26 protein-coding genes are annotated in these 22,252 nt (G+C 67.2%); 18 read left to right on the top strand and 8 right to left on the bottom strand.

Annotated elements, in window-relative coordinates:
• Window positions 1–9 precede the first annotated feature (9 nt).
• Window positions 10–972, bottom strand: a complete 963-nt coding sequence (locus ABV606_RS10835; protein WP_353987735.1) for a flavin reductase — start codon at window positions 970–972, stop codon at window positions 10–12.
• Between the two features lie 117 nt (window positions 973–1,089).
• On the opposite strand from ABV606_RS10835, the gene ABV606_RS10830 reads away from it, so the two are divergent.
• The 8 genes from ABV606_RS10830 (at window position 1,090) to ABV606_RS10795 (ending at window position 7,203) form a co-directional block, all read left to right on the top strand.
• Window positions 1,090–1,800 carry a GntR family transcriptional regulator gene (locus ABV606_RS10830; RefSeq protein WP_353987734.1) on the top strand — a complete coding sequence of 237 codons (711 nt, stop codon included), beginning with the start codon at window positions 1,090–1,092 and terminating at the stop codon, window positions 1,798–1,800.
• 81 nt (window positions 1,801–1,881) lie between these two features.
• Window positions 1,882–2,556: an amino acid synthesis family protein gene (locus tag ABV606_RS10825; RefSeq protein WP_353987733.1), complete on the top strand. Its 675-nt coding sequence runs from the start codon at window positions 1,882–1,884 to the stop codon at window positions 2,554–2,556.
• The gene (locus ABV606_RS10820) at window positions 2,553–3,104 is read left to right on the top strand and encodes an amino acid synthesis family protein (protein ID WP_353987732.1); all 552 of its coding nucleotides are present in this window, start codon (window positions 2,553–2,555) and stop codon (window positions 3,102–3,104) included. The genes ABV606_RS10825 and ABV606_RS10820 overlap by 4 nt, the downstream gene beginning before the upstream one ends.
• Window positions 3,105–3,118: 14 nt before the next feature.
• Window positions 3,119–3,952 carry an alpha/beta fold hydrolase gene (locus ABV606_RS10815; protein ID WP_353987731.1) on the top strand — a complete coding sequence of 278 codons (834 nt, stop codon included), beginning with the start codon at window positions 3,119–3,121 and terminating at the stop codon, window positions 3,950–3,952.
• Entirely contained in the window at window positions 3,949–5,439 is a 1,491-nt protein-coding gene (locus ABV606_RS10810) for an aldehyde dehydrogenase (RefSeq protein WP_353987730.1), read from the top strand. The genes ABV606_RS10815 and ABV606_RS10810 overlap by 4 nt, the downstream gene beginning before the upstream one ends.
• Window positions 5,440–5,449: 10 nt before the next feature.
• On the top strand, window positions 5,450–5,686 hold the full coding sequence (locus ABV606_RS10805) for a tautomerase family protein (protein ID WP_281488039.1): 237 nt from the start codon (window positions 5,450–5,452) through the stop codon (window positions 5,684–5,686).
• Between the two features lie 9 nt (window positions 5,687–5,695).
• Window positions 5,696–6,739, top strand: coding sequence for an LLM class flavin-dependent oxidoreductase (locus tag ABV606_RS10800; RefSeq protein ID WP_353987729.1), 1,044 nt, complete (start codon window positions 5,696–5,698; stop codon window positions 6,737–6,739).
• Between the two features lie 68 nt (window positions 6,740–6,807).
• Window positions 6,808–7,203, top strand: coding sequence for a (deoxy)nucleoside triphosphate pyrophosphohydrolase (locus ABV606_RS10795; protein WP_353987728.1), 396 nt, complete (start codon window positions 6,808–6,810; stop codon window positions 7,201–7,203).
• Window positions 7,204–7,222: 19 nt separating this feature from the next.
• Here ABV606_RS10795 and ABV606_RS10790 read toward each other — a convergent pair whose 3' ends face one another.
• Both ABV606_RS10790 and ABV606_RS10785 read right to left on the bottom strand, forming a co-directional pair.
• On the bottom strand, window positions 7,223–7,726 hold the full coding sequence (locus ABV606_RS10790) for an SRPBCC family protein (RefSeq protein ID WP_353987727.1): 504 nt from the start codon (window positions 7,724–7,726) through the stop codon (window positions 7,223–7,225).
• 86 nt (window positions 7,727–7,812) lie between these two features.
• Window positions 7,813–7,971: a hypothetical protein gene (locus ABV606_RS10785; RefSeq protein ID WP_281488043.1), complete on the bottom strand. Its 159-nt coding sequence runs from the start codon at window positions 7,969–7,971 to the stop codon at window positions 7,813–7,815.
• 160 nt (window positions 7,972–8,131) lie between these two features.
• On the opposite strand from ABV606_RS10785, the gene ABV606_RS10780 reads away from it, so the two are divergent.
• Window positions 8,132–8,626: a pyrimidine dimer DNA glycosylase/endonuclease V gene (locus ABV606_RS10780; protein ID WP_353987726.1), complete on the top strand. Its 495-nt coding sequence runs from the start codon at window positions 8,132–8,134 to the stop codon at window positions 8,624–8,626.
• Window positions 8,627–8,660: 34 nt separating this feature from the next.
• Window positions 8,661–9,557, top strand: coding sequence for a TIGR01777 family oxidoreductase (locus ABV606_RS10775; RefSeq protein ID WP_353987725.1), 897 nt, complete (start codon window positions 8,661–8,663; stop codon window positions 9,555–9,557).
• A gap of 90 nt (window positions 9,558–9,647) precedes the next feature.
• Here the strand turns inward: ABV606_RS10775 and ABV606_RS10770 are convergent, their stop codons facing one another.
• Complete coding sequence (locus ABV606_RS10770) at window positions 9,648–10,448, bottom strand: MerR family transcriptional regulator (RefSeq protein WP_353988825.1); 801 nt, start codon at window positions 10,446–10,448, stop codon at window positions 9,648–9,650.
• 161 nt (window positions 10,449–10,609) lie between these two features.
• On the opposite strand from ABV606_RS10770, the gene ABV606_RS10765 reads away from it, so the two are divergent.
• Window positions 10,610–11,392: a nuclease-related domain-containing protein gene (locus ABV606_RS10765; protein ID WP_353987724.1), complete on the top strand. Its 783-nt coding sequence runs from the start codon at window positions 10,610–10,612 to the stop codon at window positions 11,390–11,392.
• 57 nt (window positions 11,393–11,449) lie between these two features.
• Complete coding sequence (locus ABV606_RS10760; protein ID WP_353987723.1) at window positions 11,450–11,824, top strand: hypothetical protein; 375 nt, start codon at window positions 11,450–11,452, stop codon at window positions 11,822–11,824.
• A gap of 23 nt (window positions 11,825–11,847) precedes the next feature.
• On the opposite strand, the gene ABV606_RS10755 is transcribed toward ABV606_RS10760, so the two are convergent.
• From ABV606_RS10755 to ABV606_RS10745, 3 genes are all read right to left on the bottom strand, one after another.
• Window positions 11,848–12,519 carry an NUDIX hydrolase gene (locus tag ABV606_RS10755; RefSeq protein ID WP_435415037.1) on the bottom strand — a complete coding sequence of 224 codons (672 nt, stop codon included), beginning with the start codon at window positions 12,517–12,519 and terminating at the stop codon, window positions 11,848–11,850.
• A 95-nt stretch (window positions 12,520–12,614) separates the two neighbouring features.
• The gene (locus tag ABV606_RS10750) at window positions 12,615–14,027 is read right to left on the bottom strand and encodes an MBL fold metallo-hydrolase (protein ID WP_353987722.1); all 1,413 of its coding nucleotides are present in this window, start codon (window positions 14,025–14,027) and stop codon (window positions 12,615–12,617) included.
• A gap of 79 nt (window positions 14,028–14,106) precedes the next feature.
• The gene (locus tag ABV606_RS10745; protein ID WP_281488049.1) at window positions 14,107–14,298 is read right to left on the bottom strand and encodes a hypothetical protein; all 192 of its coding nucleotides are present in this window, start codon (window positions 14,296–14,298) and stop codon (window positions 14,107–14,109) included.
• 124 nt (window positions 14,299–14,422) lie between these two features.
• On the opposite strand from ABV606_RS10745, the gene ABV606_RS10740 reads away from it, so the two are divergent.
• From ABV606_RS10740 to ABV606_RS10725, 4 genes are all read left to right on the top strand, one after another.
• A complete protein-coding gene (locus tag ABV606_RS10740) occupies window positions 14,423–14,710 on the top strand; it encodes a metal-sensitive transcriptional regulator (RefSeq protein WP_353987721.1) in 288 nt (95 codons plus the stop codon).
• A 505-nt stretch (window positions 14,711–15,215) separates the two neighbouring features.
• Window positions 15,216–17,681 carry a UvrD-helicase domain-containing protein gene (locus tag ABV606_RS10735; protein ID WP_353987720.1) on the top strand — a complete coding sequence of 822 codons (2,466 nt, stop codon included), beginning with the start codon at window positions 15,216–15,218 and terminating at the stop codon, window positions 17,679–17,681.
• 94 nt (window positions 17,682–17,775) lie between these two features.
• Window positions 17,776–18,744 (top strand): VOC family protein, encoded by a 969-nt coding sequence (locus ABV606_RS10730; protein WP_353987719.1) that lies wholly within the window; start codon window positions 17,776–17,778, stop codon window positions 18,742–18,744.
• 58 nt (window positions 18,745–18,802) lie between these two features.
• Window positions 18,803–19,282, top strand: a complete 480-nt coding sequence (locus ABV606_RS10725; RefSeq protein ID WP_353987718.1) for a VOC family protein — start codon at window positions 18,803–18,805, stop codon at window positions 19,280–19,282.
• A 51-nt stretch (window positions 19,283–19,333) separates the two neighbouring features.
• Here the strand turns inward: ABV606_RS10725 and ABV606_RS10720 are convergent, their stop codons facing one another.
• Complete coding sequence (locus ABV606_RS10720) at window positions 19,334–20,674, bottom strand: InlB B-repeat-containing protein (protein ID WP_353987717.1); 1,341 nt, start codon at window positions 20,672–20,674, stop codon at window positions 19,334–19,336.
• Between the two features lie 439 nt (window positions 20,675–21,113).
• On the opposite strand from ABV606_RS10720, the gene ABV606_RS10715 reads away from it, so the two are divergent.
• Both ABV606_RS10715 and ABV606_RS10710 read left to right on the top strand, forming a co-directional pair.
• Complete coding sequence (locus tag ABV606_RS10715; protein WP_353987716.1) at window positions 21,114–21,482, top strand: cytoplasmic protein; 369 nt, start codon at window positions 21,114–21,116, stop codon at window positions 21,480–21,482.
• Between the two features lie 119 nt (window positions 21,483–21,601).
• Window positions 21,602–22,177, top strand: a complete 576-nt coding sequence (locus tag ABV606_RS10710) for a helix-turn-helix domain-containing protein (protein ID WP_281488054.1) — start codon at window positions 21,602–21,604, stop codon at window positions 22,175–22,177.
• The last annotated feature ends 75 nt before the right edge of the window (window positions 22,178–22,252 follow it).

The following is a 22,252-nucleotide window of genomic DNA, read 5'->3' as shown; positions in this document are numbered from 1 at the left end:
GTGGTGAGTTCAGACGGGTGCGGCTTCGAGTTCCTGCAAGTGCTCGCCGTCGAAGAAGCGACCCGCCTTGTAGATCATCGGCACCGCGTCGCCGAGTTCGGCGTGGGTGACCTTGGCGATGAACACCGTGTGCGTCTTGGCCTGTAGTCGTTCCTTGATCTCGGCCTCGATGGAGGCCGACGACCCCTCGATGAGCGGGCTGCCGTTCGGGGCGGCGTGCCAATCGAGGTGCGCGAACTTATCGGGTTCCTTCGAGGCGAAGGTCGCGACGGTGCCACGTTGGGCATTGCTCAGGATGTTGATGCCGAGGTGACTGGAGGCGAACAACGCCGGATAGGTCGACGAGGTCTTCTGCACGCAGACCAGCACCAGAGGCGGCTCCAATGAGACGGAGGCATACGAGTTCGCGGCGAGCCCCCGGGGCGTGCCGTCGGCGTCGGTGGTCGTGACCACCGTCACCCCGGTGATGAACTGACGATTGAAGCCCTTGAGCGCATCGAGCCCGAGCGCGCCCGAGAGGTCGTCGACGACGACCTCATCCGCGTCCGTCTCGAATGCAGATCGGAGGGAGGGCACTCCGAGGTCGAGGAGCAATTCGCTCTGGTCCCACGTGACGCGCTCGCGAACGATGACGCCATCGCGAACCGTGGCGTGATTCGACCCGGTCGTGCGCACGCGTCGTCCGGTCGCCGGCACTCCCCCGAGCGGACGACTGAAAGTGCCGGTCGTGCTCCAGAAGATCGCCAGATCGTCGCCGTCGACAATGACCTTGTCAAGCGTCGTCACGAGGTCTGGGAACGCCTCACGCACCTCGAGGATGTCGCGTTTGAGCGTCGCAAGGTCGGTGATGGTTCCCCGGTTCGCGCTCTCCCGACGGTAGTCGGGGTGCAGCACGGCATCGAGAGCGTCGACTTCGCCGCGATCCCAGGCGGCGGCCCAGGCGACAGTCACCGATTCTTTGATCGTTTGCATGCAACAGAACGTAGCGACGACGCCGGTCTCCGTCAAGCGCTCCGTGCAAATTGGCGAAAATGCCGATATTCAGCGGCGGTTGTTGACGCGCTGTTGCATGCAAGCTACGTTGTTGGCATGCAAGAGACCGTGAACGCCGCCACGATTGAGTCGCCGCTGCCCGAACAGGCGCCGTTGCTCGACCGGTTGCGCGCGCTCGTTCTCGGCGGCGAGTATCCACCCGGGGCGCTGCTGCCCGAGCTCTTCCTCGCCGAGGAGTTCGAGGTCAGCCGCACACCGATTCGCGAGGCACTCAAGCAGCTCGAGAACGAGGGGCTGGTCGAGATCCGGCCTCGCGTCGGCACCTTCGTGCGACAGCCGACCCGCCGCGAGATCGTGGAACTGTTCGAGTTGAAGGGCGGGCTCGAGGGCCTTGCCGCCGGGCTGCTCGCGCGACGCGGCGATGTGCCCGAAGTCGCCGCGCTGCAGCGGAATCTCGAGGCATCCGCTGAAGCCGTACGGCAGGGTGATGGGGAGCGCTACGCGTCGCTCGTGCATGAGTTCCACGCGATCCTCATCGCGGGCTCGGCCAATCAGAAGCTCGAAGAGCACTACGACCGGCTCATGAATCAGTTGGCCTATCACCGGCTCGTCACCCGCTCGATCGGGCAGCCGGGCCGGCTGGGATCGTCGCTGCACGAGCATGAGCGCGTGGTCGCCGCCATCGAGGCGAAGGACCACGTGGGAGCCGAAGTGGCGATGCGATCGCACGTCGATGCCTCGAGCGCCGCCGTCTTCCGTGCATTCGCAGCGGAAGAAGCGACATCGCACGCACGGCCGGATGCCTGATCACCGCCGCCGCGCTCGCTCGCACCCCAGCTCACCGCCGGGCTGGGGTCCGCCTCCGCCCTACCCGAAAGGAACCGATGCATGACCGCCACCGACACTCTCGCTCCGCGTAGCTTCGAGCTCTTCGAGCGTTCGACGCTGCGTGAGTTCGAGGAGATCGGTGCGCTCATCGGGCTCCGCTCGATCATCACCTCGACCGAGGAGCTTCCGAGCGCCGGCGGCGAGCCGGCGCTGATTCTTCGAGCCAGCGCGGTGGCGGTCATCGCCAACCCCTGGATCGGCACTTCGACTGAGTTCGACCTCCAACCCGAGACGGTACGAATCGCGCCGGTGCTCGCGAAGCTGCTGACGGACCGGCTGCTTGATGCCTTGGGAGGCGCACAGCGGGTCGAGGCCTTCGGCAAGGCCGCCGTGGTCGGCCTCGACGGCGAGCTCGAGCATGCGGGTGCACTCATCCACACCCCGTACTTCGGCAACCTCGTGCGCGAGGCGCTCGAAGGCACGTCGATCCTCTGCTTCGCCGACGGGCGCGCGGCCCCCGGTGGCAGCATCCGTGTTCCGCTCTGGCACAAGACCGCCGCGTCGACGCGCAGCCACTATCAGAGCCTTGACGTGCCGCTGCGGGACGCACCTCACACCGACGAGATCGCCGTGATCGCCGCGGCGTCGACCGGACCGCGACCGCATGCCCGGATCGGCGATCGGGCGACCGACTTGCCCGTCACCTCCGACATCCTGAAGGGAATCGCCCTGTGAACATCCGCAAGATCATCACGATCGTCGAGGAGGTCGTCGCCGAGGGCGGGCGACCGGTCGAACCCGCCGCGCGCATCGCGGTGGTGGCGGCGGTGATCGACAACCCCTGGCACGGTCACGGATTCGTGGACGATCTCAGCGACGGCATCGAGCGCACCGCATCCGAGCTCGGAGCGCTGCTCGCACCTCGCGTCGTGGAGGCGCTCGACTCACCGGTCGAGGCCTACGGCAAGGCCGCGATCGTCGGAACCGATGGTGAGATCGAGCACGGCTCAGCGCTGATCCACACCCTCAAGTTCGGTGACCATTTCCGCACCGCGGCGCGGGCGACCACATTGCTGCCCGCAGTCGAGAAGCGCGCCACCGCCGGCGCCGTGTTCGACGTGCCGCTCAAGCACATCACCGACGCGACCATCCGCTCCCACCACCAGAGCGTCGAGGTGCGCATCCCCGACGCACCGCACCCGCACGAGATCGTCGTCGGGCTCGTGGCCGCCGCTCAGGGACGTCCGCAGCAACGGCTCGCACCTCTCTCGACCGAGCAGTGAGCACGGCCACGCGCATGACCACCGTCACGATCTCCTCCCCCACAAGGGCCGAGCCCGCGCCGCTCGTGCTGCTTCACGGTGTGGGGCTCGACCGCACAATGTGGCGCCCCCTGCGCGGGGCGCTCTCCGGCCATGCCGCGATGGCCGACCACGAGGTCGTCTCACTCGATCTGCCCGGCCACGGCGAGCGCCCGCCGCTTCGCGAACCGCAGACGCTCGGCCAATTGGCCGACGATGTGCTCTCGCGGATGCCGGAGACGCCCGTGCACCTCGTCGGGTTCTCGCTCGGCGCGCTCATCGCCCAGCACCTCGCTCGGCACGCCCCTGAGCGGGTGACGACCCTGACGTGCGTGAGCGGGGTATGCCGCCGCACTCCCGACGAACGCGCGGCCGTCGAGGGGCGTCTGCGCAACGCGGAGCGGCACTTCGCCGAGAGCGTCCAAGCATCCCTGGAGCGGTGGTTCCCGGAAGGCACCCCCGTCAGCGCCGAGACGATCGCGGAGACGGAGCGAGTGCTGCTGGCGAACGACGAGGAGTCGTATCTGCACGCATACTCGGTCTTCGCTCATGCCGACCAGGAGATCGCGACCGAGTTGTCGGGCATTCGGATGCCGGTGCTCGCCGTCACAGGAGAGCACGACCCCGGCTCGACGCCGGAGATGTCATACCGCCTGGCGCTCGCGATCCCCGGCACCCGCGTCGAGATCGTACCGGGGGCGCGGCACATGCTGCCCGTCGAGAATCCAGGGTCGCTGGCACGTGCGATCGCCGACTTCATCACCGTCGCCGAACTGGCGAGCACCGCAAGCCCGGCCGCAACGCCACGTGCAGAAGGAGCCGCATCGTGACCGACCAACTGCCCAGACTGCAGCACTACATCGGCGGCCAATACGTGGCCCCCGCCGACGGCGCCTATTTCGCCAGCGGCAACCCGGCGACGCTCGAGCCGTTGTACGAGGCGGCGCGCGGCAGCGCCGAAGACGTCGGCCGCGCGGTGCGAGCCGCACACGAGGCGTTCGACTCGCCCGGCTGGAGCGGTCTCAGTGCCACCAAGCGCGGGCACCTGCTGCGTCGGCTGGGCGATCTCATCGGCGAGCGCGCGGATGATCTCGCACGATACGAAAGCCTCGACAACGGCAAGCTGCTGCGCGAGATGCGAGGGCAGCTCGCGGCGCTGCCGGAGTATTACTACTACTACGCGGGGCTCGCCGACAAGGTTCAGGGTTCACAGATCCCGACGACATCCCTCGCGATCCTCAACTACACGCAGCGCGAGCCGCTCGGAGTGGTCGGTGCGATCACACCGTGGAACTCGCCGCTCACGCTGACGACGTCGAAGATCGCGCCGGCGCTCGCCGCGGGCAACACCGTGGTCGTCAAGCCCAGCGAGCACACCTCGCGCACGATTCTGCTGCTGGCCGAGCTGGCCACGGAGGCAGGATTCCCCGACGGTGCGTTCAACGTCGTCACGGGCTTCGGATCTGAGGCCGGCGCGGCGCTTGTGAGCCATCCGCTGCTGGCGAAGATCTCGTTCACCGGCTCGACGGCCACCGGCGCGCGCATCGCCGCCGAAGCCGCCAGCCGGTTCATCGGGTGCACCCTGGAGCTGGGCGGCAAGAGCCCGAACATCGTGTTCGAGGATGCTGATGTCGCCAACGCTGCCATGGGCGTCATCGCCGGCATCTACGCCGCCGCCGGTCAGACCTGCATTGCGGGGAGCCGCGTGTTCGCGCACCGCGCGGTGTACGACGAACTGCTGGAGCGCGTCACAGCGCGCGCCAACTCCATCAGGATCGGCGACCCGCTCGCCGACGACACGGAGCTCGGTCCCCTGGCGTTCGCCGACCAGCTCGAGAAAGTCGACTCCTACGTGAGGCTCGGGGCCGAGGAAGGCGCCACGGTGCACACCGGTGGAGGACGCCCCGATGTGTCGCTGCCCGGCTACTTCTACTCGCCCACCGTGCTGACCGATGTCGACAACTCGATGCGCGTGGTGCGGGAGGAGATCTTCGGGCCCGTGGCGGCCATCATGCCGTTCGAGCACGAAGACGAGCTCATCGGCCTTGCAAACGACACCGAGTACGGTCTCGCCGCCGGTGTCTGGACCCAGAACCTGGCGCGGGCGCACCGAGTCGCCCGGCGTCTCGACGCCGGCACGATCTGGGTCAACACCTATCGGGCCATGTCGCCCATGTCGCCCCGGCAAGGGTTCAAGAGTTCGGGCGTGGGCATCGAGCACGGGCTCGAGTCCATGAACGAGTACACCAGGCTGAAGAGCATCTGGATCAACACCGACGAAGGACCGGTCGCCGACCCCTTCGTCATGCGCGGATAAGGAGAACGCCATGCCACTCATCGACGTATCGCTCGCCAGGGGCCGAAGCCCGGAACAGCTCCGCGCGCTGATCGATGCCCTGCACAACGCCGCCGAGACCACGGTCGACGCCGCGCCCGAGAACATCACCGTCATCATTCGCGAGGTCGACCACGAGCACTGGGCGCGCAACAACGTCACCATCGCCGAACGCAATGGCGCCGCGAGCGCGTCGACCGCCGCGTCGGCGAACGCCGGGCAGGAGTAGGAGTCAGCCATGCGCTTCTCGCTATTCGTGCACATGGAGCGGTGGGACGAGACCGTCTCCTACGAGGAGGCGTTCGAGAACCTCACCGAGCTGACCCTCTTGGCCGAGGAAGGCGGGTTCGGCACCGTCTGGATCGGTGAGCACCACTCGATGGAGTACACCATCTCGCCGAACCCGATGCCGCAGCTCGCCTACCTCGCTGCCCGCACCAGCCGCATCCGACTCGGTGCCGGCACGATCATCGCCCCGTTCTGGAACCCGATCCGGGCGGCGGGCGAGACAGCCCTGCTCGATGTGATCAGCGGCGGTCGGGCAGAGCTGGGGCTGGCGCGCGGCGCCTACCAGTTCGAGTTCGACCGCATGGCCGGCGGCCTTCCCGCCACCGATGGGGGCAAGCATCTGCGCGAGATCGTTCCGGCGATCCGCGAACTCTGGAAGGGCGACTATGCCCACGACGGCGAGCTCTGGCAGTTCCCGACCTCGACCAGCGTGCCGAAGCCAGTGCAACCCGACCTGCCGATGTGGATTGCCGCACGCGACCCCGCGTCACACGACTTCGCCGTGGCGAACGGCTGCCATGTCATGGTGACGCCGCTCATGAAGGGCGACGAGGAGGTCGAAGACCTGGTCAACAAGTTCGAGACCGCGGTCGCCGCTCACCCGGAGATCGAACGCCGCCCCGACCTGATGGTGCTGCGGCACACGTTCGTGCACGCCGAGGACGATCCGGACGGTTGGCGCCCGGCAGCAGAAGGCATCAACCGCTTCTACCGCACCTTCGACGCGTGGTTCAGCAACAAGACGACGCCGGCGAACGGCTTCCTCGAGCCGAGTCCCGAGGAGAAGTTCGCCGAGCGCCCGGACTTCCGCCCCGAGTCGCTCCACCGCACGGCGATGATCGGCACCCCGGCCGAGGTGATCGAGCGGCTCAAGCACTACGAGGCGCTCGGCGTGACGGAGTTCAGCTTCTGGAGCGACAACAGCCTCACCCACGAGCAGAAGAAGCGTTCGCTCGAACTGTTCATCGAGCACGTGGTGCCCGCGTTCCAGTAGCGGTGCCAGGAGCAGCCCCGGGCACCGGTCGTGAATTCGACCGACCGGTGCCCGGTAGCGTTGCCCTCGTGCTCCACGTCGTCGCTGCAGTGTTCGCGGATGCCGATGGCCGCCTTCTGGCCTGCCGTCGCGCCGCGCACAAACCCGACGCCGGGAAGTGGGAGTTCCCGGGCGGCAAGGTCGAAGCGGGCGAAGATCCGCGCGCGGCGCTGCAACGCGAGATCGCTGAAGAGCTCGGGGTATCGATCGAGGTGGGCCCGCTCATCGACCGCAGCGTGACCGAGGTGGGGCCGGGCAGGCGCCCGATCGACCTCGCGTGCTACGCGGTCGTCACCGACGGCGCGCTGCCGGCGCAGAGCACGGACCATGATCGGATGCTGTGGCTTCCGGCATCCGAATTGCGCACGCTCGACTGGGCCGCGCCCGATATGCCGGCGGTCGCACGGCTCGCCGACCGCGGCTGAGCTCGCTCCTCGGCTGAGCTCAGTCTTCGCGGGCGACCTCTTCGTCGATGAGCGCGTCGAGCTGTGAGAGGGCCTGCGTCATGCCCTCTTCGACGCCCATTTGGATCAGTTGATCGAGCTGCTCGCGTGAGGCGCACGTGCTCGCGATGGTCATGCGTGTGCCCGCCTCGAGCGGTTCGAACGTCACTCTGGCCCGGGTGGTCGGCATCTCGGCGATCGGCGTGCCGTCGACATCCGAGAAGCCGTCTTCGAACGCGAGGAGGCGAGGAGGTTCGAGCTCGGTGATCGTCCACCACCCGTGGGAGGTGTCACCGTCGGGGCCAGTCATGAAGTACCGGGTGCTGCCACCCGGTACGAAGTCATGCTGCGTGACGGTAGCCGGCCAGCTCGGCGGCCCCCACCAGCGCTCGAGCGTGCGAGGGTCTGCCCAGAACTGCCAGGCACGCTCCATCCCGATCGGCAGCTCGACGACGAAGGTCAAGGTCAGAGAGTCGACATCTTTGTCGAAGGCGGTCACAGTCATGCGGCATATCCTTCACTGCCCGGGCTGCGACACGCCAGAGCGCCCTTACCAGCGCGCCCGTCGGGAGAAGGTTCGCGAACGCCTGGTCACGTGCGCGAGCGGCTGCGGAAGAACCCGAACACGAGCGTGCCGAGGAAGAGCACGATGCCCAGCACGGCGAGCCACAACAAGCCCTTGAGCACGAAGCCGAGAACCGACAGCACCAGCCAGAGGATGAGCAAGATCACGATCACGGTCCACCACATGCCCTGCACGGTACCCCGGCTCGGGCTTGCGTGCGACGGTCGGGTGACTTGCGGCCGTTGCGTGAGTCGCGAGCTGGCCGATCGGGTGCCGCGAGCCGCATACGATTGCCGTGCGAAGGCGAGGCGAAATGACGACCGATCAAGCAGGGCGCGAGGCCTCGTGAGGCTCTGGTCGCTGCACCCCGAGCACCTCGACCGTGCGGGGCTGCTGGCCTGCTGGCGCGAGGCGCTGCTCGCACAGGCGGTGCTCGCCGGCCGCACGCGCGGGTACGTGCGGCATCCGCAGCTCGAACGCTTCAAGGCCGCGGGTGACCCCCTCGCCGCAGTCGGCGCGTATCTCTCTGGCGTCGCCGAGGAGGCGCAGCGCCGCGGGTACCGCTTCGATGCGGCCAAGATCGAGCGCCCCGGCACCGGTGTGCCGCCGTTGACCGTGTCCTCCGGGCAGGTCGAGTACGAGTGGCAGCGCCTGACCGAGAAGCTCACCCTGCGCAGCCCGCACGACGCCGACCGCTTGCGTGAAGAGCGGCCACGAACGCACCCGCTCTTCACAGTGATCGAGGGGCCGATCGAGCCCTGGGAGCGCGTCTCCCCCGCGTCGGCGAGCCAGCCGGGTGCGGGTGGCAGCGCCGGCAGCACCGGCGGAGACGAGACCTGAGGCATCGATGAACCGTAGCGAGCAGGATGGTGCCATGGCGGGCAGTCGTGTGGTGGTGGCGGGCGCTTCGGGGCTCATCGGCCGGGCGCTCGTGCGCTCGCTGCAGCTCGATGGCGTCGAAGCGGTTCGACTCGTGCGCAGAGCGAGCCGCGCGTCGGACGAGGTGGAATGGCTCACCCCCGGCGCATCGCTCGACCCCCGAGCGCTCGAGGGCGCCAAGGCGGTCGTGGTGCTCAACGGTGCCAGTGTCGGCAGGATGCCGTGGACGCCGAAGTACCGCGACGCGCTGCGCCGATCGCGGCTTCAGGCCGTTGGAGCCGTGGCCGACGCGTTGCGCTCGCTCGGCGCCGATGCGCCCGCGTTGCTGTCGGGCTCTGCCGTCGGCTTCTACGGCTCGGCACCAGGGCGGCTGCTCACCGAGTCATCCCCGGCCGGCGAGACCTTTCTCGCTCGGCTCTGTGTGGAGTGGGAGGCGGAAGCGATGCGCGCGGCCAACAGCACCCGGGTGGCGCTGCTGCGTACCTCGCCGGTGCTGCACCGCGATGGCGTGCTGAAGCCCCTGATCGCGCTCACCCGGTTCGGGCTCGGCGGCCCGATCGGCCGAGGCACTCAGTACTGGCCGTGGATCTCGCTGCGCGACGAGGTGAACGCGATCAAGCACGTCATCGAGCGCGAAATCGAGGGCCCGGTCAACCTCGCCGCGCCCACTGCCGCCACCGCGAACGACATCGGGCGCGCCCTCGCGCGTCGCATGCACCGTCCGTTCCTCGTGCCGGCGCCCGCTTGGGCGATGCGCCTGGTGCTCGGTCGGGACGCCGTCGACTCGCTGCTCACGAGCGACGCGCGAGTCGAGCCGGGCGTGCTCACCGGATCGGGTTTCCGGTTCGCGCATCACACGGTCGAGGAAGCGGTCGCCTCGGCGCTCGCCTGAAGCGCTCCTTCAGTGACGGCTCCACCGCACGCTCGGTCAGCTCGGCCTAGTCGACCGGAGCGCCGCAGCCGCTGCAAGGTCGAGTCGTCGTCAGAGCGCCGTCGCCACGTAGTGCAGCAGCGCCGCACGCACGAACGCAGCGCCCTCCGCTCCGCCATAGTTGGCGGCAAACCGCTCGTCGGCGACATACATCTCGGCTAGACCCTCGACATACGCGCGCACGGTCGCGGCGTCTCCGCGCTCGGCGGGAGTGCCGGGAATACCGCGCAGCCAATCGACATGGCGAGCCGCCGCGTCCTGCGCTTCTGCACCGTGCGGGTCTGCCTTCGCTTCGGCGAGCGCAAGCCACGCCGCCCCGAGCGACTGAGCTCGCTGCTGCCAGTTGGAGCGCTCCGCTTCAGTCTTCGACTCCCACCAATCGGCGCTGCGCTTGTAGGCATCCTTTCCCCAGCGCTGTTCAACCTCCTCGCGATACTGCGTGTGATCGAACCCGTCGAACATGTCGTTCATGGTCAGTGCTCCTTCATCGTCGTTGTCGACGCTCTTGTGGGTGCTTGCTGCGTCGCCGCCCAGGGCCACCAGGGTGCGCTCGATCGACGCGATCTGTCGGCTGATGCGCTCTTGCTCGAGCCGCAGCCACTCGATATGCGCTGTGAGCGCCGATGCTTCATCGGTTTGCTGGTCGAGCACCTCGCCGATCGTTGAGAGGCCGAGCCCGAGCTCGCGCATCAACAGGATCCGCTGCAGCCGCACGAGCGAGGCTCGGTCGTAGTAGCGGTACCCGTTACTGCCGATTCGGCTGGGCCGAAGCAACCCGAGGTCGTCATAGTGCCGGAGCGCCCGGCTCGTTGTGCCTGCCATACGGGCCACCTCTTGGATCGACCAGTCCACGGATGCCGCCTCCTCCCGCCAGTGATTCGCACCAGGCTCGTCCATCATTCAACACGTTAGAGCTTGACGTTGCGTCAAGGTCAAGCGCCTGCGGGGTCTCGGCGGAGAGCCCCCACGAACTGGGCGGCCCAACAGAGCCTCACGACTGACACGATGAGCCCATGCGAGAACCGATCGAGTTCACCGCTTCATTGGCAGACCGCCTGCCGGCCTCGGGCGTCGTGGCCGAGTGTCTACGGCTGCAGCAGTCAGTGCGGCCAAGATCGCGCATCGGTCGCTTCGTTGGAAGCAACCCGCTGCGTGGTGAGGCACGGTCGTGGTTCACAGGCGCCCTGGGCGAACTCGAAGTGGCCCAGTGTCTCGCAGTGCTCGGAGCCGAATGGCGCGTGATGCACTCGGTGCCGGTCGGCGAGGCCGGTAGTGACATCGACCACGTCGTGATCGGGCCAGGTGGCGTGTTCACCATCAACACGAAGGCGCACCGTGGAGCACGGGTGTGGGTCGGCGCTCGGCGGCTGCTCGTGAACGGTCAGAAGACCGACCACCTGCGAAACGCTCAGCACGAGGCTCGCCGTGCGAGTCGTCTCCTCACAGCAGCCGTGGGCGAGCCCGTCACCGCCCGCGCGCTCGTGGTCGTCGTGGGTGCCCGCTCGATCACGATCAAGCAGCAGCCGGAACACGTGAAAGTACTGGGTGCGACTCGCCTGGCACGGTGGTTGAAGAAGCAGCGGCGAGTGCTGGAGCCGCATGTGGTCGAGCGACTGGCGGCCGCGGCATCCGCGCCCGCTCTGTGGAGCAGCGCCGCCCCGCCGGCGATGCCGGACTTCTCGGCGTTCGACGAGCTTCGCTCCGAGGTGAGCCGTGCCGCGCTCGTGCGCGCTCTGTGGGCGTTCGGATTCGTCGGCGCCATCGTCGCGGCGCTCTTCATCCCCTGGTTCGCCTGAGCAGCGGCGCGAACCACCCCGCGAAGTGAGGCGTTCGCTGATCGCTATGCTTTGCTCATGTTTCTCGCAGTGGCGTTCGTCGCGGTCATCGGGCTGCTCACGCTCTTTCAAGCCGCGCTCGCGCTCGGCGCACCGTGGGGGCGCGCCGCCTGGGGTGGCCAGCACGCAGGCGTTCTGCCCACTGGATACCGCGTCGGCTCAGCAGTGTCGATCCTGGTCTACGGGTTCATCGCGGTGATCGCGCTCGCGCGCGCCGACGTCGTCGATGTCTTGCCCGATGGGTTCGCGCAAGTCGCCATGTGGGTGGTCTTCGGATTCCTCGCGCTGGGCGTCGTGATGAACGCCATCTCGCGCTCGCGGGTCGAGCGGGCGGTGATGACGCCGGTCGCGCTCGTGCTCGCCGTGCTCGCACTGCTCATCGCGCTCGGCTGACGGACTCTCGGCTGAGACGACGCTCACACCTCGGTCGTGCGCGAGGTCTCCCATGGAACGGTCCACCCCAGCTCGTCGAACAGCCTCGACAGCACGATGCCGGTGAATCCCCACACGAGGCGCCCCTCGACGTCGAACGCCGGTGAACGGAATGTCTGCGCGCCGCGCCGTCGCACCGCGGTGAGCCGGTTCGCGGGGTCGAGCAGGTCGGCCACAGGAATCCGGAACACATCGACTGTCTCGCGGTGATCGACCGCAGCCACCTGCGAAGGACGAGTCCACCATGCGAGCACCGGCGTGACGAGGTTGCTGCTCACCGACAGCGGCAGCTCGGGCAGCGTGCCGAGCACGTCGACGCCCGAGGGCTCGAGGCCGGTCTCCTCGACGGCTTCACGCAGCGCAGTCGCGGTGATGTCGGCATCCGTCGGGTCAACTCCCCCACCAGGGAACGAGATCTGGCTCGCGTGGTGGCGCATGGTCGCCGATCGCCGCTGCAGCAGCACATCGAGATCAGCGGGCACGGGACCGTCGCTGTCGGCGGGTTCGCGATCGAGCACCCCGAACAGCACCAGCACTCCGGAACGACGAGCGGATGCCGCGTCGACGCCGAACCGGGAAGGATCAAGCGCCCAGTCCACCCCGCGGGCGCACAGCGACTCGAGGTCGCGTCGCGCTTGTCCGATCCCGGTCGCCACCTCGCCAGCCTACGGGGCCGCTATCGGCGGTGGACCCACTGAACCGACGGACTCTGACGCACCGCGCCAGCTCCGGGCACCGGCCAGGCCGCCGGCTACGCCGCTGCTCGCCCCGCTGACTGCGCCGCGACCCACCCGAGGTACGAGCCCTCCAGCTCAACGACGTCGAACCCCGCGCGACGCAGTGCGCTCGCGACCACGCTGTTGCGCAGGCCGCTGCGGCAGTAACTGACGATGGTCCCCTCGGACGGCAAGCGATCGAGGTTCCACAGGGCGCGACCCGCGCTCAACTGCTCAGCACCGGGTAGATGCCCGGCCGCGTATTCGGCCTTGCTGCGCACGTCGAGCAGCAAGGCATGGTCGAACTCGTCGAGTTCCTCGGGAGACACGGTGCGCGGCGCGATCAGGTCGAGCCCGTCGAGCGAGGGGATGAAACCGGTCACGGTGTCGATGCCCACGCGCATGAGGTGAGCGCGCAGTTCTTCGGCTTCGTCGCGGTCGGTGGCGAGCGCGATCAGGGGGCGCTGCTCGGCATCCGGGTTGATCGCCCAAGCTCCGTATGTCGCGGCCTTGGCGGTACCGGGAATGTTGAGCGAGCCTGGAACCGTGCCGGTGTGCACTGCGGAATGCGAGCGGGTGTCGATGAAGATCACCGCGTCTGCTTCGAGCTCAGCACGCACCTCGTCAGCGCTGTATTCGACGAGGTCGGTCAGCTCGCCGAGCACAGCGGGCCCGATCCGGTTCTGCACCTTCATGCGCGCGAAGTAGGCGTGAGCGTCGGGCTGCCCGTTGAGCAGCTCATCGATGAAGCCCTGCTCATCCCCCGCCTCGAGGTACTTGCCCCACCACGCGAACGCGCGCTCGTAGCCGACGGTGGTCGAGTCGATCGCGCCGAGCGCCTTGCCGCACGCACTGCCCGCACCGTGGCCGGGCAGCACCTGCACATAGTCGGGCAGGGTCAGGAAGCGGTTGCGCAGGCTGGCGAACAATTGCTTAGCGCCGGCGAAGCGGGTGTCGATGCCGCCGGCTGCCTCGTCGAGCAGGTCGGGGCGGCCCACGTCGCCGACGAACACGAAGTCGCCGGTGATCATGAAGCCGGGTTCGCTCGCCTGCGCGCCGTCAGTCACGAGGAACGACAGGTGCTCCGGGGTGTGGCCCGGAGTGTGCGCCGCGGTGATCGTCACGTTGCCGAGACGGATCGTGTCGCCGTCGCGCATGCGCACGGCCTCGTCGAATGCCTCGCCGTAGGTCCACTCTGGGCCACCCTCATCAGAGACGTACATTGTCGCGCCGGTGGCTGCGGCCAGTTCGCGCGTGCCCGAGAGGTAGTCGGCGTGGATGTGGGTCTCGGTGACCGCGGTGATCGTCATGCCGTGCTTCTTCGCGACGTCGGAGTAGACGCGGATGTCACGGCGCGGGTCGATGACGATCGCCTCGCCGCGCGCCTGGCAGCCGATCAGATAGCTCGCTTGGGCGAGGTCTTCGTCATAGATGCGTTCCAGCAGCATGGTGCGTTCCTCGGGTTTCTCGGGTTGGTTTGGGCGGGTTTGCGCGGGCGGGTGTTCGTCGGATGCGGTGCGGATGCCGTCAGCGGCCGAACAGGCGCGCGAGGAACCCGCCGCCGCGCGCTCCCTGGGCAGCCGCTTCCACCTCGGCGCGCGAGTGCTGGCCGTTGCACCACTGGGATGCCGGAACCTGACGCTTCACGTCTTGGATGTGCTCACCGCATCCGGTCCAGGTGGTCTTGCCACAGGTGTTGCACTTCGTCGCTCGGCACATGAAGCCGTTTCCAATCTCTCTGTCTCAACAATGTCGGAGATACCCCCGGGGGTATCAATCCGTGCTGGAAATAATACCCCATGGGGTATCATGAATGTCAACTCGACCTGAGAGGGGCGCCGTGATGACCGAGAACCTCACAACGCACGCCGAATACGACCCCGAAGCCAAGCGGAAGATCGTCAACCGTCTGCGCCGCGCGCACGGTCAACTCGCCGCGGTGATCGCCGCCGTCGAGAGCGACACCCACTGCCGCGACGTCGTGCAGCAGCTGTCAGCGGTGTCGAAGGCCGTCGACCGCGCCGGGTTCCTCGTGATCTCCACCGCGCTGCGCGAATGCCTCACCGACTCGGGCGACGAGTCGAAGACCAACCCCGAGGAGCTCGAGAAGCTCTTCCTGTCGCTGGCATAGCGCACCCGCTCAGTCCGGCCCAGGCCTCCGGGCACGAGTCCGAAATCCGCTGTCGAATGCGACGCTCCCGCTCAAGCCGCCGACTGATCGCGACAAGCGACAAGTCCCTCACAGTTCTGCGAAGGAGCGCCGCCGCCCACCCGGCGTTTCGCCCCCATGCGTTGGCGCGCTTGGTATCGTCGGCGAAAGCGGTCGATCGGGGGCATCGATGTCGATATCGTGGGCGCCCTCGGGATGGCGAGCGAGAATTGCGCGCGATAGCGACTGGAACCTCGAACTAGTCGACGACGCGGTCCGGCTGACACGAGCGTCAGGAACCAGCACAGTTCTGCTGCCTGAACTCAGCGAATTGCGCGTCGAGAACGGCTTGCTTTCATCGGCACTCGCCTGGGACTCACCGATTCCAACGCGGCTTGGAGGGCTGTCGGCGGGTGTCGCGCGCAGCATCCGGGATCGGGTCAATGCCGAGCTCATCCGGGCTAAGCATGAGCTGCTAATGGCGAGGATGAGGACCGACTTCGATGCGCTGGCGGCCGAGATCCTTGATTGGGCTCGCGGGTTCTTTGACGATGCCAAAGCGCATCACCGTGACAAGGGTTGGATCACGCGCGAGTTCTCACGGGCTTGGGAGATGCACAAGCCGCAAGATCCGTCGCGACTCGCGAGCGCGCCAGAGTTGGCCGAGCACCGCGCCGAGCAGCCGGGCGATGTGCTGCAAGCGCTCGAGCTGTGGTCTGCCGATCTACAGCAGTACGTCGCCACTTGGAACGACCGGTTCCTCTCGAGCGAGTTGGAGGAGTACCGCAGCTTCTTCGACCGGGTCGAGAAGTCGCCGCTGACTTCTGAACAGGCCCGCGCCGTGGTCACCTTCGACAACCGGGTGCAGCTTGTCGCTGCGGCTGGTTCCGGGAAGACCTCGACCATGATCGCGAAAGCCGGGTACGCGTTACACCGCGGAATCGTTTCAGCCGAGCGCATCCTGCTTCTCGCCTTCAACAGCTCGGCGGCCGACGAGTTGCAGCAGCGCATCGATGAACGCCTGACACCCCTGGGGCTGTCCGCCGATCGCGTCATGGCGCGGACGTTTCACGCGCTTGGGCTGGCCATCATTGGCCAAGCGACTGGGCGCAAGCCGAGCCTTGCGCCCTGGCTCGGGCACGCCGGTGGGGACGTTCGGAAGGTCGCGGAGATCGTTGACCACCTCCGCGACAACGACCCAGTGTTCCGCCAGGACTGGGATCTCTTTCGGCTGGTATTCAGCGCCGACATTCCCGTCGAAGGTGATGACGACCCTGAACCAGATTGGTGGGACCCGAAGAGCCGGCGCCGCGGGTTCCGCACCCTGAACGGCGAGATCGTCGAGTCACACGGTGAACGCCAGATCGCCGATTGGCTGTTCTATCACGGCGTCGCTTACGACTATGAGCGGCGCTATGAGCATGACACCACCGACCCCGACCACAGGCAGTACACACCAGACTTCTACTACCCCGACATAGCCGTATACCACGAGCACCTTGCGATCGACGAAGACGGTGTCCCGCCCGCGACGTTCAAGGGCTACAGGGAGAAGATGGAGTGGGCGCGCGTCACTCACGCTCGCTATGGCACCCAGCTCATCGAGACAGAGATGCACGAGATCCGCACCGGCGAGGTCTTCGAGAAGCTCAGCCGCGAACTGACCTCGCGCGGCATCGAACTCGACCCCAACCCCGATCGTCCGGTCCATGGCGCTCCCCCGATCGAGAACGAGCGGCTTGTGACCACGTTCAGGTCGTTCATGGCGCACGCGAAGAGCAACCGTCTGAGCCTGGACGACCTGCTGGCCCGGGCGCACTCCGAAACCGGAAGGAGGCGACGACACCGCCATGAACGCTTTCTGGCCCTGTACAAACGCATCCGCGATCGCTGGGAGGAGGAGCTCAACCAGCACGACGCAATTGACTTCGAAGACATGCTGAACCTCGCGGCGGACCACATCGAGGCGGGACGTTGGGATAGCCCGTTCGAGCTGGTCATGGTCGATGAGATGCAGGATGCGAGCGTCGCTCGCGCGAGACTCATGCGGGCGCTCACGTCGAAGCCGGGCTCGTATCTCTTCGCGGTGGGCGACGACTGGCAGAGCATCAACCAGTTCGCCGGTGCCGATGTCTCTTTGATGACCGGTTTCCACACATGGTTCGGTGAGGGCGAGACGCTGCAGCTTCAGCGCACGTTCCGGTGCCCACAATCGATCTGCGACGCCTCCAGTGGGTTTGTGATGAAGAACCAAGCCCAGTTGCCTAAGCAGGTCATGTCAAACGCCGAGGAATATCCGCCGTCCTTGATCGCTATCGCCGCGGACAGCGATGCCCACGTGTACACAGTGATCCGCAAGCACCTCGCAGAGCTCAATGACCGAATCGGGTCTGGCATCGCACCCGCTGGCGGCGGCGGAAAGGCAAGCGTCTTCATCTTGGGCAGGTACCGCCATCAGCAGTCGCTCATGCCGCGAGGTGCCGCGAAGCAGTGGAACCACCTCGACGTTCGTTTCTCTACGGTGCACTCGTCAAAGGGGCTCGAGGCCGACTACGTCATCATTCCCAGTCTCACCCGGGACGGCGCCGCCTTTCCGAGCCGCATCGCGAACGACCCCGCGTTGAAGCTCGCCATGCCTGTCGGCGAGTCGTTTCGACATGCCGAGGAACGTCGCCTGTTCTACGTCGCGCTGACCCGCGCGCGACGGTCAGTGACTCTCATCACGGTCGCTGGGCGGGAATCGCCATTTCTCATCGAACTCATTGAAGACAAACGGCTGCCCTACGTCACTGCGATTGCCGAGGAGATTCCACTGATCAAGTGCAGTGAGTGCGCCGACGGGGCAATGGTGCTCCGCACAAGTCGGCATGGGCGCTTTTTCGGCTGCTCGAACTTCCCACGGTGCCGAGCCACCATGCGGGAGGATGCTGTTCGCGCTGACGCCTCATTATGAGGAAGTGGTTGTCGGCGTGATCCGCCCGCTGGCCTTCAACCAGAGACCAACGGCACCCGGAATACCAAGCGCTTTACCGCCGTTGAAGAGCACCATGTCGTCTTCCCTCCGCACGCGTTCTTGGATCTGGGGCGTCATCGCTCTTGTCGCTGTGATGGTCGCTGGGGCGGTGGTCGCGGTCGTCACTGTGTCGGCGAACGCCACTGGAGCGCAAGATGAGGCTCCGCAGAGCGCGCTGCACGCCGACACCCGCATGGGCGCGGTCGAGTTGAAGGTGCGCGACGTGGCCGCGATGGCTGCGTACTACGGCGAGAACGGCGTGGGGCTCGAAGTGCTGAGCGAGATCGCCGACGCGATGGTGCTCGGGGTCGACGGTGAAGAAGTGATCCGCCTCACCACGGGCGGGGGCGACCCGCCGTCGCCGACGGATGCCGGGCTCTATCACTCGGCGATCGTGTTCCCCGACGGCCCGGCGCTCGCCGAAGCGCTCGTACGTGTGGCCACCCAGTATCCGGGGCTCTTTCAGGGCGCGTCGGATCACAGCGTGAGCGAAGCCTTCTACTTCGCAGACCCGGAGGGCAACGGCGTCGAGCTCTACATCGATACGCCGCGCGACGAGTGGGTGTGGCAAGAAGGGCAAGTGGTGATGGGCAGCGCGCCGCTCGATGCCAACGCCTTCATTCAGGAGCACCTCGGCGGCGCCTCCGCGGGAGACGCGACGATGGGCCACGTGCACCTCAAGGTGGGCGACATCGACCAGGCCCGGGAGTTCTACGTCGACACACTCGGCTTCGCAGCGACCGCAGAGGTGAACAGCGCCCTCTTCATGTCGGCCGGCGGCTACCACCACCACGTCGCGGCCAACACGTGGGGCAGCGCCGGCGCGGGAGCCCGACCTGAAGGGCTCGGACTCGGTCAGTTCACCGTGGTGCTGCCCGCGGCATCCGAGCTCGACGCAGTCGTCGAGCGCTTGCAGATGGCCGGTCTACCGTTCGAGCAGACCGAGCGCGGCGTCGTAGTCGCAGACCCGTGGGGCAACGAGGTGCATCTCACCGTCGAGTGACGGCACCGCGACGACGCTGTGAGGGTCGGCGCGGCCAAGTTGCGGTTACGCTTCGGGCATGGATCAGGCGGATGCTGCTGCGTCGACCTCGAAGGAGTCGGCGCCTTTGATGGAGCAACGCCTGCACTTCATCACCCTGTCGACCCACGACCTGGACGCCGTTCGCGCCTTCTACATCAAGGGCCTCGGATGGACGCCGACCCTCGATGTCGCCGACGAGATCGTGTTCTTCCAGCTGGCACCTGGACTGATGCTCGGCTTCTTCCGCGAAGACAAGTTCGCCCAAGACCTCGGGCTACCGCGTCCCGCGCCCGTGTCAGGTGTGACCCTCGCGCACAACGTTGAGAGCCGAGACGCCGTGATCCGACTCGTGGAAGCGATGGCAGCCTGCGGAGGAACGGTGCGCAAGCAGCCACAGCCCGGCGACTACGGTGGCATCTTCCACGCGCAGGTCGAAGACCCCAACGGCGTGCTCTGGGAGATCGCGCACAACCCTGGCTGGACGATCGGCGACGACGGGCGCGTCAGCTTTCCGTGAGGTGGCGGGCTGGGCCGCGGCGGTTATCGCCGCCGCCCAGCGCCGTACGGACTATCCCTGCGTACGCGCGCGGCGCCGCGAGACGACGCCAGCTGCGGCTCCGAGCCCGAGCAGCGCGAGCGCGAGCCAGCCGAGGCTGGCGTCGACACCGGTCGGCGGGAGGGTGCGCCCGGTGCCGCTGTCTGCGGCCGGAACAGCCGCTCCGCCGCCAGCCGGCGGAGCAGGCGTCACCGGTGGCGTGGGGTTGTTCCACACGGCGAAGACGGTGAGGTCACCGCTGATCGAGGTCGTACTCGTGAACGCGGTGCCGGTGCCGTCGGCGAGCGTGTTCCATCCGGTCAACGTGCGCCCGGTCAGCGTCGGCGCGGGCAGCGCGAGCAGTGCAGCATCGAGCGACGCCGCATAGACGCGCTGTGCGGTCGATGCCGGTGCCGCATCGACGTGGTTCGAGTCGAACGTCACGACGTAGTTGTTGCCCGCGACGGCGAGCGTGCCGCCGTTCTCGACGCTGTCGATCGACGCCACGGTGAGAGTCCCGCTGTTGGCGAGCGTCCCTGCGCCACCGAGTGCCCCGTCGCCCGTGATCGAGCCGGTCGGAGTCACCGTGACCGCCCCGCCCGCGGGAACGATCATGGATGCGGATGCCGGCACGATGACGGTGCCACCGATCGTGACCGTGCCGAAGCCGCCGCCGACTCCCCCGCCGAAGGCCCGGCCGTTCGTCGAGTTCACCGTCACCGTTGCATCATCCCCGATCGTGACGGTGCCGCCGTTGCTGCCTTCGCTGCCGCCGATCGCCGCTGAATTCGCACTGCCGGTCGCGACCACGGTTCCGCCCGTGATCGACACGGTCGCAGGGGCAGGCGCATACCAACCGCTGCCGATGCCCGATGAGAGGTTGCCGCCGACGGCAGTGACCTGGCCACCCGAGATCGAGATCGTGCAGGGACCGTTGGATGCCCAGCCCGAGCCGATGCCCGGACCATCAGAGTTGCCAGTGGCGGTCACGGTGCCGCCGGTGATGTTGATGGTGCCGCAGTCCTGGCCGTCGCCACCACCGATGCCGGCACCGTGCCCTGCGGTGGCCGTGATCGTGCCGCTCTCAATGGTGAGGGTGGCGCCATGGGTTGTGATGCCGGCCGCAAAGCCTGCGGTAGCGCTGAGGGCGCCACCGCCAGCGGTGTCGCGAATCGTGAATGCCTTGCCGGCGGCGACAGTAAGACCCGCCACAGAGATCGCGTGTCCATTCAGATCGAGCGTGATCGAATTCGCCACCGTTGCCGCAGCGCCGAGCGCGAAATCGGCATTGACGACAACGACGTCGCCGTCGGGCGCGGTGTTCAGCGCCGTGGCCAGCTCGGCATCCGTCGTGACTGGCACATCTGCGGCCATGGCTGCGGATGGTGCTCCTGCCACAACCAGGGCACAGGAGATGATTGCGGCGAGCGAGATGGACGTCGCAGCGCGGGCGGGTTTGCGGGTCAGTGCGAAGGGGCGCACGAGTGCTCCAGGAGTCGGGTGGTGCCGGGTCAGGGTAAGGCGGTCAACGCAACGCTCCGCCACCCTCGGGAGGGGTCGCGGTCACCGGCGCGCAAACGACGTTTCGCAGCATATCGGTACGCGAACCTTTTTCAGGTCGCGACGTGCCCCGGAATGCGTCGATTCGATGTGATCGCGCACCCAGCCACATGGCCCCGGACCGAACCGGGTAGGCCGGCCTCAATCAGCCGCTCCTCTGCTGCCGATGAGTCGCCACAGAGCTCTAACGTGTGCCCGACGCCGGACTTACGATTGCGCCGACGCGAGGTTTGCTTCTCGCTGGAGGTCGACGATGCCTGATCCGATTGACGTCAACCCGGAGCTGTACCGAGTGGTCTTCGAGAACGCGCGCGTGAGGGTGCTCGAGTACTTCGACCGCCCAGGCGACGCGACAGTGACTCACAGTCACCCGGATTCGGTGATGATCACGCTCTCCGACTTCGACCGCCGCTTGAGGCAAGGCGAGCGCACTCGCGATCTCCATCTGGACGCGTTTCAGGTGCGCTGGCTCGACGCGCAAGACCACTCCGGAGCAAACATCGGCTCCACCGACACACACGCGTTCTTCGTGGAACTGAAGGAGCGCGACAGTGCGGATGCCGCGAACGATGCGCACGCCGGCGATCACGCACTCGGCCCCACCGACCCTCCTCCGCTATGACCTCGTGACAGGTCGGCCGTGGCGTTCGAACGCACTTCGCCCGTTCACTCGTAGACCGCCGAGACCGCACTCGCCCTCCGATACTGTGGAGAGAAGCGCGAGAAACGGGGCCCGAACATATGCGAGTCGTTGCGGTAGAGCAGTATCCCGAGCGTGCTCGCATCGGTTCACGACTGCGCGGGGCACGGCTCGCGAAGCACATGACGATCAAGCAGGTCGCGGATGCTTGCGGGCTCACTGAGGGGTTCATCAGCCGGCTCGAGCGCGACCTGACCTCGCCCAGCGTCGCGACCCTCATCAACCTCTGCAACGCGCTCAACATCGACGCGGGCGCCCTGCTCTCGCGCACGGATGCCGCGCACGTGAAGCTCGAGAACGCGCCGAAGCTGTCGTCGGCCACCGAGGGATCCCTCGAGAAGCTACTCACTCCGCGCCAGGAATCGCGTGTGCAGGCGATCCACGCGATCATCGAGCCCGGCGCCAAGGGGAACTCGCAGGACTACACCGTCAACTCGAACGTGCACTTCGTGCATGTGCTCGACGGCGAGCTGACGATGGAGATCCAAGATCAGCAGTGGGTGCTGGCCAAGGGAGACTCGCTCACCTTCGACGGGAAAGAGTCGCACCACTGGACAGCGTCACCCAAAGACGGTGCGACGGTGCTCTGGTTCTTGACGCCCGCGACCGGCGAGTAGGCGCGCGCCACACTCACGAGCTCAAGCAGCCCGGCCGAGCAGCAGCGTGAAGCTGCGGTTCCGCCATGACGGTGC

This window comes from Ruicaihuangia caeni (assembly GCF_040536845.1).
In the GTDB taxonomy this organism is placed as follows: Bacteria; Actinomycetota; Actinomycetes; order Actinomycetales; family Microbacteriaceae; genus Ruicaihuangia; species Ruicaihuangia caeni.
Note: the sequence above shows the minus strand (reverse complement) of the source record. Positions and strands in the feature narration are given on the sequence as shown.